Source organism: Synechococcus sp. A15-24 (assembly GCF_014280195.1).
In the GTDB taxonomy this organism is placed as follows: domain Bacteria; phylum Cyanobacteriota; class Cyanobacteriia; order PCC-6307; family Cyanobiaceae; genus Parasynechococcus.
In genome coordinates this window covers 265,327-280,958 of record NZ_CP047960.1, presented here as the reverse complement: position 1 = coordinate 280,958, position 15,632 = coordinate 265,327, and the positions used below count along the sequence as shown (strand labels likewise).

Sequence of the window (15,632 nt, the reverse complement as noted above, 5' to 3'; positions counted from 1 at the left end):
ATGACCATCCAATCCTCCAGCCAACGGTCCTGGTGGCGACAGCCACCCCTGTGGGTCGGCGCCACACCGCTGCTGATCTTTTTGGTGGTGTCAGCCATCGATCTCGCCCTGGCCAAGCAGTTCACCGACAACGGCAAAGCCGTGGTGAGCACGGCCCTCGGCGGGCTGTGGCAATGGATGGTGTTGCTGGTGTTTCTGATTGCCGTGGTCATTGCCATCAGTCCCGTCGGCAAACTCCGGCTGGGTGGAGCTGAGGCCAAACCGAGCCTGAAACTGTTCGATTGGTGCGCGGTGCTGATCTGCACCCTGCTGGCCGGTGGGGGCGTGTTCTGGTCTGCCGCTGAACCGCTGTATCACTTCCAGACCCCATCACCCGTTTTTGAAGGCATCCAGGGCGGCACCGCAGAAGCGGTGGATCCGGCCTTGGCGGTGAGCTTTCTGCACTGGGGCTTTCTCGCCTGGGCCCTGGTGGCCACCACCACCACCATCACCTTTTCGATCCTGGAACGGCGGGGCGAGCCTCTCAGGCCACGCACCCTGCTGGTGAATGTCGTGCCACGGGGCTGGGTGGATGGACCGATCGGTCACCTGGCCGATGGGCTGTCGGTGGTCGCCGCGATTGCCGGCACGGTTGGCCCCCTGGGATTTCTCTCGCTGCAACTCAGCAACGCCGCCGGCCAACTGCCCTGGCTCAGCGACAGCGCCGGGCTGCAATCGCTGGTGGTGGTGCTGCTCACCGCTGTCTTCGCCAGCTCCACCGTCAGCGGCATTCAGAAGGGGATCAAGTGGCTGTCTGAACTCAACGTCTGGCTGACGCTCACCATGGCGGCCGGGCTGCTGCTACTCGGGCCTGGCCTGTGGCTGATTCAGCACTTTTTCAGCGGCTTTCTCACATATCTGATCCACCTGCCTCGGATGGCCCTGACGCCCAACGTGGCGCCGGGCAACTGGATCAACGGATGGACGGTCTTCTACTGGGGCTGGTTCCTTGGGTATGCACCACTGATGGGACTTTTCACCGCTGGCGTCAGCCGCGGCCGCAGCATCCGCGAGCTGGTGCTTGCCGTTGCGATTCTCTGCCCGATCGTGACCAACATCTGGTTCACCCTGCTCGGGGGCACCGGCTTGCAACTGGAACTGGCGGGTGCGGGAATCAGTGAGGCCCTGGCCCAGAACGGTGCAGCGGCTGCCCTATTCGCGATCCTCAGCCAACTCCCCCTGGCCGGTTTGCTGATCCCGATCGGACTGGTGTTGGTGGTGCTGTTCATGTGCACCAGTGCCGACTCGATGAGCTACGCGGCCGCCATGGTGATGAGTGGCCGCAACGAACCGCCTGCCCCGCTGCGCTTGTTCTGGGCGCTGATGATCGGCAGCCTCACCCTTGTGCTGCTCCGCATCGGCAGTGGTCTGGGGGACAGCACCTCCATCGATGCGCTGCAGGCCTTCATCGTGATCACCGCCGTACCGGTCACCCCTCTGGTGCTGGCCACCCTTTGGAGTGCTCCTCGGCTGGCCTGGAAGGAGGCGCAGCGAGAAGGACTCAGCTGAGGCAGTATTCCAGTTGCAGGCGGAGGGTGATCGTTGGTTCGGGAGCTTCCTCCGGATCAAACCCCTGGGAGACTGCCTCCATCCGCAACGGTCTTGGCCTGCCCATAGCCCCCGCACGATCGATGCTTAGCAATCTGACTTCCGAAGCACCGATGGCCCGGGCCGTCGTTTCAGCATCAGCCTGACCCTGATTCAACGCGTCCGTCATCAAGCGCTGCCGCAGGGCAGCTTCCTTCTCTGGCGCCGCCACAGATTCCATGCCCTGCAGTCGCACCCCTGGCATACCACCCACCGCTTGAATCAAACGGTTGTACGTGCCCAGCCCGACGTGCCCGGACACGCCTGTGTTGGCCATGTAGCGCTGTTCTGACGCTCGTCCCCGTTTGTGGGTGTGGGGCGCTGGCACAACCAGCTGACCCTGCACCAGCGGCTTCAACTCCCGGCGCACGCTGTCCAGACGACGGTTGAGCTGCTGCAGTGCTTTTGCCTCATCAGCTCCCTCACCCGAAACGGCCAGGGAAAAGCGAAAACGCTCCACTGCACTGCGGCCCCGCTCCTGCACCGAAAGTTTCAGCCTGGTTCCGGAACAGGACCAGGTTTCCGCCCGCAGGGGGCGAGGCGAAGGAATAAGGATGCAGGCTGACAAGACAGGCAATGTCCACGCAGCAATCCTTTCGCCCTTCACAAACATTCCTGTCGCCGCGGTCTCTTCAACTGCTGTAGCGCCGCAGCCGCCGCTGAAGGCAACCAGGCAATGTCAAAGAACGGAGAAGATGTGACCAGATTTGACGGAAAGCTCAGGACTCTGCAGCCCAACTGCCATGGAGCCCATGGGGCACCGCCAACGGCAGCTCCAGCACCGCCACTTCAGACAGATCACGGGCGTTGAGGATCACCAGATCGGAGGCCCGTCGTGCACCGTTCCAGACGAGATCGAGCACCCAGCCGTCGTCTTCGGCTTCAGCACCGGGACGACGCACCATCAATGGTTCACTCACGAATCCGCGGGGTGCAGCACTCCAGGTGTGGGTGGCACCGCTGCTGAGATCCAACTTCTGAATCGCCTGCAGCGGATCGTTGCCAGTCTCCCGCTCGGCCACCGCCATCCAGGCGAACTGGGCACTCAGCCCCTGCCGCTCCGGGTTCACCATGGCGAACTCGCAGGTGCGCTCTGAAATCCGCTCGGTCTTCACTATCTCGCGGCTCAGATCAAGGCGGCAGCGATGCAGGATTCCGTTCGGCACCGTGTCGAAATCCACCTCGGCGAAGTCATCGTCAGGGCCGATGGAGGGGAAGTCGTCGTAGACGATGCTCTCCACCACCACGTGATCGCCGTCCTCAAAAGCGTTGAGGTGATGGAAAACAAAGCCCTCAGGGGCTTCCAGGATGCGGGGCTTCTGCCCCGCGAACTCGCCGGAATCCCGCGGAATCAGCCAGAAGCGCCCCTTGCCGCCCGGTTTGGACTGCAAGCACTGGGCTGCCCCTTTTTCACCGGTGACGAAAGGCAGGGGGTTGAAGGCGATGGCGTTCTGCAGGAACACCGCCCAATTGGGGGTGATGGCGAAGTCGTGCAGGAAGGCGAAACCAGGGAAGTTGTCGGAACGATCGTGCAGCAGGGTTCCAGCGTCAGGGCCCTCCGTGGCGAATTCCATCAGGCGGATGGTGCTGCGGGGACCGGTCTTGACCCCAAAGGTGACCATGCTGGGTCGGCCGTTATGGCCGGGGTCGAAGCGGGGGTGGGCACTGAAGGCCTCACCCTTTTTCAGCACGCCGTCCAGCCGTGACAGCCCACGCGTTTCCAGGCTTTGAGGATCAAGGGCGTGGGGCTCGGCCGCTTCCCAGAGAGCCAGGAGCTGGTCCCCCAGTCGAACCACATTGGTGTTGGCAATGTTCTTCAACCGCAGGTCGAAGGCATTGGCCAAACGTCCGCCGGGCTTCTGACTCCCAAAAACACCGCGGTACAACACCTTGTCGGCCTTCTCCTCCGCCAGCAAGCCCTCGGTGCGAACGAAGCGATTGGTCAGCTGGACGCGTCCGTTGTCAAACCGCATGGCGGCGATCATGCCGTCGCCATCAAAGGGGTGATGGACCCGCTGGCCATCCCGCTCCAAGCGGCCAGGACCGTTGCGGTAAAAGGTGCCTTGGAGCTCCGCCGGCACGACCCCTCGTACAGGGGTGAGAGCTACATCGGTGAGTTCCTCGTCGACGTTGACGAAGGAGCTGGCCCAGTCGCTGCGGTTGTAGGGACGGGCGGGGGCGACGGTCACAGGCCAACGAACGACTTTGGCCCATCCTCTCGCAACGGACTGTGAAGCGCGGGGATGGCGTCAGTTGGCGCCAGCTTGCTCAAGCACCCCTTTGCTGCTTGGAATGGCACCCGCACGACGGGGATCGATTTCCGTGGCCATGCGCAACGCCCTGGAAAAGGCCTTGAAACAGGCCTCCACGATGTGGTGAGAGTTCACGCCATCGAGCTGGCGGATGTGCAACGTGAGGCCGCTGTTGTTGACCACCGCCACGAAGAACTCCTTCACCAGCTCGGTGTCGTAGCTGCCGATCTTCTGACTGGGAATGCTGAGGCTGTAGCTCAGATGGGGGCGTCCGGAACAATCCAGGGCGACCTGCACCAAGGCCTCATCCAGCGGTGCCACAAAGTGACCGAAGCGGTGGATGCCCCGGCGGTCCCCCAGGGCCTGGGCCAGGGCCTGACCCACAGCGATGCCCACATCTTCATTGGTGTGGTGATCGTCAATGTGGGTGTCTCCCACCGCATTGATCTCCAGGTCGATCAGGCCGTGGCTGCTGATCTGATGAAGCATGTGGTCAAGGAACGGCACCCCGGTGCTGGCCTGGCACTGGCCAGAGCCGTCCAGGTCCAGCCGCACCTTCACGTCGGTTTCACCGGTAACCCGATGGATCGTTCCCTGACGTGCCATCACCGTTGCTCCACTGCCCTCATGCTGCCTCACATGCCGGTGACGCAGTAGCCCGCATCGACGTAGATGGTCTGACCGGAGATGCCGCTGGCCAGATCACTGAGCAGGAAGGCAGCGGTGCCACCCACCTCCATCTGAGTCACGGTGCGGCGCAGGGGAGCCTTTTCCTCCACGTTGTGGATCATGTCGAGAATGCCGCCGATGGCAGAGCTGGCCAGGGTGCGGATCGGGCCGGCGCTGATGGCGTTGACGCGTACCTGCTTCTCGGGACCCAGCTCAGCGGCCAGATAGCGAACGGAAGCCTCAAGAGCCGCCTTGGCGACGCCCATCACGTTGTAGTTGGGAATCGCCCGCTCAGCGCCGAGATAGGACAGCGTGATCACGCCGGCCTTCTCGCTGAACAGCGGCTTGGCATGGGCACAGAGGGGCGCCAGGGAATAGGCGCTGATGTCGAGGGAGCGGGCAAAGCCTTCCGCCGTGGTGGCGCTGTAATCGCCGATCAACTCCTCCTTGCCGGCAAAGGCCAGGCAATGCACCAGACCATCAAGAACTCCCCACTTCGCCTTGATCTCGCCGAAAACCTCAGCCATCTGGTCGGCGTCCTGAACATTCAGAGGCAAGAAGAGGCTGGGCTCCAGGGGAGCAGTGAGTTCGCGCACCTTGGCCTCGAAGCGGCCTTTTTCATCAGGCAGATAGGTGATGCCGAGCTCAGCACCGGCCGCCTTGAGCTGCTGAGCAATCCCCCAGGCGATCGAACGGTTGTTAGCGATGCCGGTGACGAGGATCTTCTTGCCGGTGAGATCAAGCAGCATCGGAACGGACCGGAACGGGTTGAGATCGCGCGATTCTCCCCCATCCCCCGCCAGGATCTCGGCTTGCTTGCTTCAAAAGGCCGGTGCCCAGCACCCCGTCACCCCACAACCCTGGCGATCTGCCCCGTCAGTTCGCCTCACGAGACGCCCTCGAGGCGCTGCTGGTTGAGGAATTTCCCAGCGCAGAGGGTCCGCTCAGTCCGATCCCCGGTGGCCGCCAGGCCGCGGAAGCCAAGTTGGCGCGGGTGCAACCGGCTCGCTACGCCAAAAGTCGCAACCATCTGAACGGTGCCGTCACTGGCCTCTCTCCGTACATCCGCCATGGCGTGCTGACGCTGGCGGAGGTGAAGCAGGCGGTGTTTGAGCGGATCCGCAAGCGGGACGATGGCGGGAAATTGATCAACGAATTGGGCTGGCGCGACTTCTGGCAGCGGATGTGGCTCGATCTGGGCGACGGCATCCACGACGACCAGGAGGCATTCAAGACCGGTCACGACGCCAGCTCCTATGCCAGAGAGCTACCTCAGGACGTGCGCGACGGCCGCACCGGACTGGCCTGCATGGATGGCTTCCGCGACGAGCTGGTGACCACGGGATGGCTGCACAACCACGCCCGGATGTGGATGGCCGCCTGGCTGGTGCACTGGCGGCGGGTGCATTGGACAGCCGGGGCCAACTGGTTCCTCGAGCATCTGCTGGATGGCGATCCCGCCAGTAATCACCTGAGTTGGCAGTGGGTGGCCAGCAGCTTCAGCCAAAAGCCCTACTTCTTCAACCGCGGCAACCTGGAGCGCTACAGCGATGGCCGGTATTGCGAGGGATGCCCCAGCGCCGATGCCTGTCCGTTCGAGGGCAGTTACGACCAGCTGGAAAGCCAGCTGTTTACCCCGATGCCGGCCATTCGGGACACCGGAACGGGACGCAACCGCCAGCGCAGGAACGGCGGAGGCGCCAGTGCCGCGCTGGCCCGACCCAAGCGATAGATCTGGACAGACACCATGGCAATGCAACGACCGATCCTCTGGATTCACGACGAGGCCCTTGGCCCCGCCAATCCCGCCCTGCGGACCTGGCCGGATGCCCTCGCTCTGTTCGTCTTTGACACCCAGTGGATCCAGGCCAGCCGAATCAGCCGCAAACGGCTGGGCTTTCTCTACGAGGCGGCCCTGGAGCTACCGGTCACCCTGCGCAAGGGCGATGTGGCCGCTGAAGTGCTGGCCTTCGCGCAGCGCCACGACGCTGACGGCGTGGTGACCAGCTCCGCCGTGGATCCGCGCCTGCAGCAGATCGCCGATGCGATTGGAGCGAAGCTTCCTCTCGACGAACTGGATCCGGATCCCTTTGTGGAGCTTCCCCGGCCGCCACGGCTCGGACGCTTCAGCCGTTATTGGCGGGAGGCGGAACCGGTGGTGTGGGAGGGCTACAGCCCCGGCTGATTGCGCAGCAAGGCTTCGACCCGCTCCAACTCATCGACGGGGTTGGTGAGCAGCTCTCCCTGCTCCAGGGCCGGCAGTTGCACAGGCACCACCTCCGCCTCGGACCGCGGCGGTTCAGTCCAGAGCCAACGGGCATCAGGGGCGCGCTGCTTGCAAAGTGCTTCCAGCTCACGCTGCAGGGCTTTCGTCACGTCCTTGCGTGCCACCGCCGCAAAGAACTCGCCGCGGGTCGCCAGTCCGGAGCTGAACGGTGTCGTGCCGTTGCCGTTGAACAAACGGGCTGGGTCCGGTAGCCAGCGCGGTCGACAAATCGCTGGATCACTGGTGTCGGTCTCCAGAAAGATATGCAGTCCGTAGCCATCCGGCTGGTTCACCACCGCCAAGCCGTCATGGGGGGCATAGCGCTGCAGGGGCATGACCCGCCAGCTGGGGGGTTCCGCCGGCGCCGTACAACCCAGCAACACCATCACCCCTGCCATGGCCAGCCTGCGCTGCATCGCTTTTCACAAGCAGCGGCCATCCTGATGGCAACCCGACGGACCTGCAGGAATCGCCATGGCCCTCAAAACTTCAACGATGTTAGAGCTGGGAACTTCATTGCCGGCGTTCTCCCTGCCGGCAGTTGCTGGCGGCAGCATCAGCTCTGCCGACCTGCATGGGCGGCCACTGCTGCTGATGGTGATCTGTGCCCACTGCCCGTTTGTGAAGCACGTGGAACCGGAACTGAGCCGGCTGGAGTATGAATACGGCACAGCGGTTCAATTGCTGGCGGTCAGCAGTAACAGCCTGATCACCCATCCCCAGGACGGACCAGAGCAGTTGGCCGATCAGGCCAAACGTTGGGGCTGGAGCTTTCCATATCTGCTTGATGAGGAACAGAGCCTGGCCAAGGCCCTGCGGGCCGCCTGCACCCCAGAGTTTTATCTGTTCGACGCTGATGCGAATAGCCTGCAGACCCTGCGGTATCGCGGTCAGCTCGATGGCAGCCGCCCCGGCAACGACGTGCCGCTCAACGGCGTTGATCTGCGCGCAGCCCTGGATGCAGTGCTCGCTGGCCAGACCGTCCATCCAGAGCAACGTCCTTCGGTGGGCTGCAACGTGAAATGGAACCCCGGACAGGAACCGGACTGGTTCGGCTGATCCGCTTAAGCTTTTGTATATGCAGGTGCCCCCCTTCAGCCTCAGCCAACAGATCAGCGATCTGGGCCAGGACCTCGAGGAGGCGGTGCTGAACGTGTTGCGCAGCGGTCAATACATCGGCGGACCGCAGATCAAGGCGTTTGAAGACTCCTTTGCCGCCAGCGTCGGCTGCCGCCATGCCGTGGGATGCAACAGCGGCACCGATGCTCTGATCCTTGCTCTGAGAGCCCTGGGCATTGGTGCTGGGGATGAAGTGATCACCTGCTCCTTCAGTTTTTTTGCCACGGCTGAAGCCATCAGCGCCGTTGGTGCCACGCCGGTTTTCGTGGATGTAGACCCGGCCACGTACCTCATCGATCTCGATCAGATCGAATCGGCGATCACCACAGCGACGAAAGCCTTGATGCCGGTGCATCTGTTCGGCCGGCCGGTGGACATGAGCCGACTGATGGCCATCGCCGAAACCCACAACCTCAAGGTGGTTGAGGACTGTGCCCAGGCCACCGGAGCCCAGTGGAACGGCCAGCCCGTGGGAAGTTTTGGTGATGTGGGCTGCTTCAGCTTTTTCCCCACTAAGAATCTTGGTGCGGCTGGGGACGGCGGTGCAGCAACCAGCAACGACGATTCCCTGACACAAACCATGCGGGAGCTGGCGGTGCACGGTATGCCGAAGCGCTACCTGCACACGGCTCTGGGATACAACAGCCGCCTCGATGCAATCCAGGCAGCTGTACTGAACGTGAAGCTGCCCAAGCTGAAGGGCTGGATTGAGCGCCGCACAGCAATCGCAGAGCGTTACCGCACGCACCTGACCGACTTGCCTGGACTCACCCTGCCCAACCCGCAGGAGGGTCACAGCTGGAATCAGTTTGTGGTGCGCATCGGCAGCTGCCCTACGGGTCAGCCCCTCTGCAACGCCCGCTGCTCACCCTCGGCGACCAGTGCGAGCCATGGACTGCCGGAAAGCTGCTGCCGCGACTGGCTGAAGCAGACCCTGATGGAGCGTGGCGTGAACACGATCATTTATTACCCCATCCCGATCCACCGTCAGCCGGCCTACGCCGACCTGGGGCTCGAACAGGGCTCCCTTCCCGTGACAGAGCAGCTCTGCAGCCAGGTTCTGAGCCTGCCGATCTTCCCGGAATTGGAACAGGAGCAGCAGCAAACCGTGATCGACACCGTGACGCAATTACTGGAGCGATCCAGACCCACACCGTTGCCGGTAGCGGGCGGTCAGGAGCGGATGGTTGCGTAGAGCGCCTTGAATTTGGCCTGCTGAGTCTTGTGATTCACCAGTGGTTCGGGATAGTCGCGCCGTTCAAGAGCACCGATGTCACCACCGAGCAGATCCTTGGTGTTCACATGGCGCAGTTCCGGTACCCACTGGCGGATGTAATCGCCGGTTGCATCGAACTTTGAGGCCTGGGTGGCGGGGTTGAAGATCCGCAGGGGCTTGGGGTCCATGCCACTGCTGGCACTCCACTGCCAGCCGCCGTTGTTGGCGGCCAGATCGCCATCCACCTCCAGTTCCATGAAGGAGCGCTCCCCCCAGCGCCAGTCGCAGATCAGATCCTTCACCAGATAAGAGGCCACGATCATGCGGCAGCGGTTGTGCATCCAACCGGTCTGGTTCAGCTGGCGCATGGCAGCGTCAATGATCGGCATGCCGGTCTGACCCTCCCTCCAGAAATCGAACCAGTCTTCGTTGTTCTCCCAGGGGAAGCGGCGCCACTGCTCGCGGTAGGGACCATCCGCCAATTCGGGGAAATGAAACAGAGCCTGTTGGTAGAACTCGCGCCAGCACAACTCCTGCTCCCAAACGGCAATGGCATGAAGCTGCTCTTCGCTGCGGGCCTGCCCACGGGCCTCCTGGGCCGCAGACCAGGCCTGGCGGGGGCTGAGGGTGCCAACGCTCAGCGCGGCACTGAGGTACGAGGTACCGACGACGCCAGGGAAGTTGCGGTCCGGCTCGTAACCGAACAAGGCGCCATCACAGAAGCTGGTGAGCTGCTGCATGGCCGCTGCCTCGCCGGGACGGCAGGGGCAGAGCTCGGTCCCCTTGAAACCATGGCTGTCCCGCCGTGCCATGAGGGGGTCGCTCGATGGGACGGATGCCGGATCGAGATCAACGAGGCCCGCCGGTGCTGGAACAGTGACGGGCTGTTTGGCCTGCACCTGGCCGCGCCAGTTGCGCAGGAATGGGCCATAAACGCGATAGGGGTCTCCACCGCCGGTCTTGAGCAGCTCCGGGGCAATCAGCAGCTGGTCCCAATCCACCACCACCTTGCGGCCATCGGACTGCAGCCGCTGGGCCACCTGACGATCCCGTTCACGGGAATAGGGCTCCACGTCTCGGTTCCACACCACCGCCTCGGCAGCAATCTGCTCCGCCAACTGCGGCAGTAGCTGCACAGGATCGCCCTCCACAACCAGCAGTCGACTGCCGGCATCCCGCCAGCGCTGTTGCAGCTCAATCAGGCTCTCGATCAGAAACCACAATCGAGCCGGAGCCATCGGCGGCAGATGCTCCGGTGGGGAGATCACCTGCGGATCCAGCACATAGACACCAGTGATGGCGGGGCTGATCGCTGCAGCAGCAGCCAAACCGAGGTTGTCCGTCAGGCGGAGATCACGCCGGTGCCAGAAGAGAACGCGTGGCGTAGTCATCCCAGTCCTAACAATTGTTTGGCGCGATACCAGGCGGTGACGCTTTTGCCATCGAGCCATTCATCGCCGGATCCCAGCCGCGCATCGAGATCCATAGGAGTCATTAACACCACCTCCAGGTCCTCGTCTTCATCGCCAGCCGGCGGGTTCTCCAGGGGCGTCAGCTCCCGGGCCAGGAAGCAATGGATCACCTCATCTGAATAGCCGGGGCAAGGCAGCATCGGGCCCAAGGCATCCCAGCGGGCCGCGCTGTAGCCGGCCTCTTCCCCCAGTTCCCGCTGCATCGATTCCAGCGGGTCCTCCCCCTCCTCCAGGGTGCCGGCCGGAAATTCCAACAAGCGCGCCTGCACGGCGAAGCGGTACTGGCGCAGCAACACCACATGGCCATCCGCTGTGATCGGCACCGCCAGGGACGCCCCAGGGTGGCGAATCATCCCGAACGTGGCCTCCACGCCCATCGGCAATTTGATCCGGTTGCGCTCGAAGCGGATCTTGCGCGCATCCACCGCTTCAACGGTGTCCAGCAGCTCAAAAGGCTCCGGTGCCGGCAGCGGCGCCATGGGGATCAGAGGAACAGGATCACCAGCATGGCGGGTGAGGGCTCTGCATCGCCTGCAACAGCGGCTCCAGCACGAAGGGCCGCAAATGCAGACGCGGATGGGGCAGCACCAGCCGAGGATGCTCCATCCGCAGCTCTCCCCAGAACAACAGATCCAGATCGAGGCTGCGGGGTCCCCAGCGCTGCTCCCGGCTGCGATCCCGGCCGAACTGCCTCTCCAGCTGATGCAGGCGGTCGAGCAGCTGCAAGGCCAACGGTTCGATCGGCTTTGCCGTGATGCCCTCCACGAGCAGCACCGCATTCAGGTAGCGCGGCTGCTCCACCGGGCCCACCGGGGCGGTGTCGAGCAAGGACGACCAACGGCAGCGCAGGGGCTGATCGGCCCAGGCGGCCAGGTTTGCCTCCAACACAGGCCGCACGGCCAGGAAGGTGTCGCGGGGATCTCCGAACGCACTGGGTCGGTTGCTCCCCAGGGCCACCGCCAGCAGGGCTTCATCCGTTGAGGGCATCAGCGAGACTGGCGCGCACATGCGGGCTGAACGCGTCCATGGTGGCAAGCGGTGTTGCGGTGACCGACGACCGGGCGACCCGAGCCTTTCCCCTGGCCGCCATCACCGGCCACGGCACGCTCAAGGTGGCGCTGTTGCTGGCGGCGGTGGATCCAGGCCTCGGCGGCGTGGTGATCGCCGGCGGGCGCGGCACCGGTAAATCCGTTCTGGCCCGCGGCCTCCACGCGCTGTTGCCGCCCATCGACATCCTCGATGTCGACAACGGCGTCGGTCGCAACCTCGATCCGCAGAACCCTGAGGAGTGGGATGCCACCACCCTTGAGCGCATCAGCGGTGACCCCCCCTCCAGGGTGATCCCGGCACCCTTCGTGCAGATCCCCCTGGGGATCACCGAAGACAGGTTGGTGGGCGCAGTGGATGTGGCCGCGTCCCTGGCTAGCGGCAGCGCGATGTTCCAGCCGGGTTTGCTGGCAGATGCCCACCGCGGCGTGCTCTATGTCGATGAACTGAACCTGCTGGACGACGGCATCGTCAATTTGATGCTGGCGGCCGTGGGCAGCGGCGAAAACCGGGTGGAACGGGAGGGCCTCAGCCTCAGCCACCCCTGCAGGCCTCTTCTGATCGCCACGTACAACCCGGAGGAAGGCAACGTTCGCGATCACCTGCTCGATCGCTTCGCCATTGCGCTGTCGGCCAACCAGCTGGTGAGCACCGAGCAGCGGGTGGAGATCACCGGCGCCGTGCTGAGCCACGGCCAATGCAGCCGCAGCTTTGCTCAGAAGTGGGGCGAGGAGACCGATGCTTTGGCCACCCAGCTGCTGCTGGCTCGCCAGTGGCTGCCGGATGTGCAGATCAGTCGCGAGCAGATCGAATACCTCGTCACCGAGGCGATCCGTGGCGGTGTGGAAGGGCATCGTTCCGAGCTCTACGCGGTTCGGGTGGCCCGGGCCCATGCCGCCCTCTCCGGCCGCGACACCGTGGAGGCCGACGATCTGCAGGTGGCCGTGGCGCTGGTGATCGCACCGCGGGCCTCCCAGATGCCGCCACCGGACCAGCAAATGGAACCGCCGCCGCCGCAGGACCAGGAGCCGCCACCACCGCCCCAGGACCAGGGCGATCAACAGCAGGACAATCCGCCCCCACCACCGGAAGGCTCCGATGCGGAGGACAACGATCCTCCTGAGGACAGCAACGACGACAACGACACGGAAGACGACGATGGTGACGGCGAAGAGGATCAGGCCCCTCCAGCCGTTCCTGAAGAGTTCATGCTCGACCCGGAGGCGATCGAGGTGGATCCGGATCTGCTGCTCTTTAATGCCGCCAAGGCCAAGAGCGGCAACAGCGGCAGCCGATCGGTGGTGCTCAGCGACAGCCGCGGCCGCTACGTGAAACCGATGCTGCCGCGCGGTCCGGTGCGCCGCATCGCCGTGGACGCCACCCTGCGGGCGGCTGCGCCCTACCAGAAGATTCGGCGAGAGCGGGAACCAGGCCGTTCAGTGATCGTGGAAGAAGGCGACCTCCGCGCCAAGTTGCTGCAGCGCAAGGCCGGTGCCCTGGTGGTGTTCCTGGTGGATGCCAGCGGCTCGATGGCCCTGAACCGGATGCAGAGCGCCAAGGGTGCCGTGATTCGCCTGCTCACCGAGGCTTACGAAAATCGCGACGAGGTGGCCCTGATCCCCTTCCGCGGCGATCAGGCCGAGGTGTTGCTGCCCCCCACCCGCTCGATCACAGCCGCCCGCCGCCGGCTGGAATCGATGCCCTGCGGCGGTGGTTCACCCCTGGCCCATGGCCTCACCCAGGCGGCCCGCGTCGGCGCCAATGCGCTAGCCACGGGGGATCTCGGCCAGGTGGTGGTGGTGGCCATCACAGACGGTCGCGGCAACGTGCCCCTGAGCACCTCCCTGGGCCAACCCGAGCTGGAGGGTGAGGAGAAACCCGACCTGAAGCAGGAGGTGCTGGACGTGGCCGGCCGCTACCGGATGCTGGGCATCAAGCTGCTGGTGATCGACACCGAGCGCAAGTTCATCGGCAGCGGCATGGGCAAGGACCTCGCCGAAGCGGCTGGAGGCAAATACGTGCAACTGCCCAAGGCCAGCGATCAGGCGATTGCGGCGGTGGCGATGAATGCCATCAACGACATCTGACGCTTCAACTGGCACGATATTGACTCAATAATGTATTGAAATAGGTGCAATATCGTGCCTATTTTCTGGTTTTGGCGGGATACACCTCCGCAAACAATTCACCTAGACCGATGGTCACGTTGCGCAAGCCGGCCATGAACGCCGGATCAGCGGTGAGTTTGGCCACATCCCCTCCCACTGCATCGATTTTGGCCGTGAGCTCAGCAGCGTTGGCTGCGGTCTGACGCAGCTCATTGAGGGCCTTGGGGTTGTCCAGAGCAGCCACGATGTTGTTCACATGGGCTGACGCCTGCACCGCATTGGCGGTCGCGGCATTGAGGTTCTCGATCATGGGTTGTGCCCTGGCGATCTCCACCCGCAGCTGCTTCACCAGTGCGTCGATCTCCTGCGAGGTTGCATCCGCATTGGTGAGAAACGTCGATGCATCGATCGCGGTCTGCTCGAACTGCTTGGTGGATTTGGCCAGGTTGGGTACCAACTGAGCCTCCTTGGCCTGGGACAGCAGCAACTGCAGGCTTTCGGTCACCGTGGTGAGGCTTGGGGCTTCCTGGCCCTGAATCGTGGCGCCATCACAGAGCTGACGGCTGGCTTCGCAGCTGACTGCCTTCGGCAGCGGTGCGTTCTCAGGAAGCGGGGTACCGCGACTCACCAGAGCCACCTGGGCATCACCCCCGAGCAGGGAACCGGAGGCCACCGTGGCCGTCACCGGCAGGGCCAGTAGCAGATCTCCCTTGTCGATCTCCAGTTCCGCCACCACCGCCTCAGGGGTGACCTGCACAGATCGCACCGACCCCACAAGGATGCCGCGATAAGTGACAGGCGAGCGTTCCGCCAGACCACCGGCATCACTGAACGATGCCGTCACCGTCCAATGGCCGGACCCCAGCCGTATGCCCCGCATCCACATCGCCGTGGCGGCAAAGCCAACAATGCCCCCGATCACGGTGAAACCAACAAGCGCGTCTCGAACACTGCGTCGCATGGCAATCAGTGCGAGGGCTGCATCGGTCCGCGCAGGCTACCCGTCCTGAACTGCTCGACATAGGGGTTGTCGGTCGTGCGGAACTCCTCCACCGATCCCGACCACTGGAACTGCCCCCCGTAGACCATCACCACCCGCTCTGCTGAGCGCTCGATTGTGCTGCGCACGTGACTGACCACCACGGAGCAACCCTTCGCCACGGTGGTGGTCTTGACAATCAGATCCTCAATCCGGGTGCAGGCCACAGGATCCAACCCCGCCGTGGGCTCGTCATAGAGCAACAGAGGCATCGCCTCATCTCCCCGCTGCGGGTTGTCAATCAGCGCCCGGGCAAAGCTGACCCGTTTCTGCATGCCACCGCTCAATTCCCCGGGGTACTGTTGGGCGACATCAAACAACCCCACCGCCTCGAGGCAGGCCTCCACCCGCTCACGGATCTCCTCCCGCGTCAGCTGCCCCTGTTCCCGCAGCAGGAAACCGACGTTCTGCTCCACCGTCAACGACGCCAGCAGAGCCGGGTTCTGGAACACCAGGCGCACATCGGGAGGGTCGGTCTGGTCCAACCGCAGGTAGGTCTGCGGTCGGTCAAACAGCCGCAATTCACCGCTCGTGGGCAGCTGCAGCCCCGCCAACAGGCGCAAAACCGTGGATTTGCCTGCACCAGAGGGCCCCACCACCGCCAGGCGCTCGCCTGGCTGCATCACCAAACTGACGCGATCCAGCACCGGCCGCGCGCCCCACTGCATCGTGAGATCCCGCATCTCCACCACCGGCTGCTGGGACTGGCTCACGCGCTGGGACGAAAATCACGTCCATCCTGGCGTGCCCCATAGGGCTCCGTACAGTTCAGAGAACGACCGGACTCTCCGGCCCTTGCCGCCCGTCACACCGCACAG

At 63.9% G+C, this 15,632-nt stretch carries 16 protein-coding genes; 6 read left to right on the top strand and 10 right to left on the bottom strand.

Annotation, left to right across the window (positions count from 1 at the left end; genetic code table 11):
- A complete protein-coding gene (locus tag SynA1524_RS01375; protein WP_186498643.1) occupies window positions 1–1,548 on the top strand; it encodes a BCCT family transporter in 1,548 nt (515 codons plus the stop codon).
- Here the strand turns inward: SynA1524_RS01375 and SynA1524_RS01370 are convergent.
- The 4 genes from SynA1524_RS01370 to fabI all read right to left on the bottom strand — a co-directional run bounded on the left by SynA1524_RS01370 (window position 1,541) and on the right by fabI (window position 5,296).
- The gene (locus SynA1524_RS01370; protein WP_186498642.1) at window positions 1,541–2,194 is read right to left on the bottom strand and encodes an SIMPL domain-containing protein; all 654 of its coding nucleotides are present in this window, start codon (window positions 2,192–2,194) and stop codon (window positions 1,541–1,543) included. The two genes, SynA1524_RS01375 and SynA1524_RS01370, sit on opposite strands and share 8 nt — an antisense overlap.
- A gap of 151 nt (window positions 2,195–2,345) precedes the next feature.
- The gene (locus tag SynA1524_RS01365; RefSeq protein WP_186498641.1) at window positions 2,346–3,815 is read right to left on the bottom strand and encodes a carotenoid oxygenase family protein; all 1,470 of its coding nucleotides are present in this window, start codon (window positions 3,813–3,815) and stop codon (window positions 2,346–2,348) included.
- Between the two features lie 60 nt (window positions 3,816–3,875).
- Window positions 3,876–4,484 carry an imidazoleglycerol-phosphate dehydratase HisB gene (gene hisB, locus SynA1524_RS01360; RefSeq protein WP_186498640.1) on the bottom strand — a complete coding sequence of 203 codons (609 nt, stop codon included), beginning with the start codon at window positions 4,482–4,484 and terminating at the stop codon, window positions 3,876–3,878.
- Between the two features lie 29 nt (window positions 4,485–4,513).
- A complete protein-coding gene (gene fabI, locus SynA1524_RS01355) occupies window positions 4,514–5,296 on the bottom strand; it encodes an enoyl-ACP reductase FabI (RefSeq protein ID WP_186498639.1) in 783 nt (260 codons plus the stop codon).
- Between the two features lie 83 nt (window positions 5,297–5,379).
- Between fabI and SynA1524_RS01350 the strand changes: the two genes are divergently transcribed.
- A complete protein-coding gene (locus SynA1524_RS01350; RefSeq protein WP_186498638.1) occupies window positions 5,380–6,279 on the top strand; it encodes an FAD-binding domain-containing protein in 900 nt (299 codons plus the stop codon).
- A 15-nt stretch (window positions 6,280–6,294) separates the two neighbouring features.
- Window positions 6,295–6,732: a hypothetical protein gene (locus SynA1524_RS01345; RefSeq protein WP_186498637.1), complete on the top strand. Its 438-nt coding sequence runs from the start codon at window positions 6,295–6,297 to the stop codon at window positions 6,730–6,732.
- On the opposite strand, the gene SynA1524_RS01340 is transcribed toward SynA1524_RS01345, so the two are convergent.
- Window positions 6,717–7,229, bottom strand: coding sequence for a hypothetical protein (locus tag SynA1524_RS01340; RefSeq protein WP_186498636.1), 513 nt, complete (start codon window positions 7,227–7,229; stop codon window positions 6,717–6,719). The genes SynA1524_RS01345 and SynA1524_RS01340 overlap by 16 nt on opposite strands.
- Before the next feature lie 58 nt (window positions 7,230–7,287).
- Between SynA1524_RS01340 and SynA1524_RS01335 the strand changes: the two genes are divergently transcribed.
- Window positions 7,288–7,872: a thioredoxin family protein gene (locus SynA1524_RS01335; RefSeq protein ID WP_186498635.1), complete on the top strand. Its 585-nt coding sequence runs from the start codon at window positions 7,288–7,290 to the stop codon at window positions 7,870–7,872.
- A 19-nt stretch (window positions 7,873–7,891) separates the two neighbouring features.
- The gene (locus SynA1524_RS01330) at window positions 7,892–9,127 is read left to right on the top strand and encodes a DegT/DnrJ/EryC1/StrS family aminotransferase (protein ID WP_186498634.1); all 1,236 of its coding nucleotides are present in this window, start codon (window positions 7,892–7,894) and stop codon (window positions 9,125–9,127) included.
- Here SynA1524_RS01330 and SynA1524_RS01325 read toward each other — a convergent pair.
- The 3 genes from SynA1524_RS01325 to folK are packed head-to-tail and all read right to left on the bottom strand — an operon-like array spanning window position 9,106 to window position 11,607.
- Window positions 9,106–10,539 (bottom strand): FAD-binding domain-containing protein, encoded by a 1,434-nt coding sequence (locus SynA1524_RS01325; RefSeq protein WP_186498633.1) that lies wholly within the window; start codon window positions 10,537–10,539, stop codon window positions 9,106–9,108. The genes SynA1524_RS01330 and SynA1524_RS01325 overlap by 22 nt on opposite strands.
- Complete coding sequence (locus SynA1524_RS01320) at window positions 10,536–11,099, bottom strand: NUDIX hydrolase (RefSeq protein WP_186498632.1); 564 nt, start codon at window positions 11,097–11,099, stop codon at window positions 10,536–10,538. The genes SynA1524_RS01325 and SynA1524_RS01320 overlap by 4 nt, the downstream gene beginning before the upstream one ends.
- A gap of 19 nt (window positions 11,100–11,118) precedes the next feature.
- Window positions 11,119–11,607, bottom strand: a complete 489-nt coding sequence (gene folK, locus SynA1524_RS01315) for a 2-amino-4-hydroxy-6-hydroxymethyldihydropteridine diphosphokinase (protein WP_186498631.1) — start codon at window positions 11,605–11,607, stop codon at window positions 11,119–11,121.
- A 38-nt stretch (window positions 11,608–11,645) separates the two neighbouring features.
- Here folK and bchD point away from each other — a divergent pair, with 38 nt between their 5' ends.
- The gene (gene bchD / locus SynA1524_RS01310; RefSeq protein WP_186498630.1) at window positions 11,646–13,754 is read left to right on the top strand and encodes a magnesium chelatase ATPase subunit D; all 2,109 of its coding nucleotides are present in this window, start codon (window positions 11,646–11,648) and stop codon (window positions 13,752–13,754) included.
- Between the two features lie 58 nt (window positions 13,755–13,812).
- Here bchD and SynA1524_RS01305 read toward each other — a convergent pair whose 3' ends face one another.
- Window positions 13,813–14,736, bottom strand: coding sequence for an MlaD family protein (locus SynA1524_RS01305; protein ID WP_186498629.1), 924 nt, complete (start codon window positions 14,734–14,736; stop codon window positions 13,813–13,815).
- A gap of 5 nt (window positions 14,737–14,741) precedes the next feature.
- On the bottom strand, window positions 14,742–15,482 hold the full coding sequence (locus SynA1524_RS01300; RefSeq protein ID WP_186499433.1) for an ABC transporter ATP-binding protein: 741 nt from the start codon (window positions 15,480–15,482) through the stop codon (window positions 14,742–14,744).
- Window positions 15,483–15,632 lie beyond the last annotated feature (150 nt).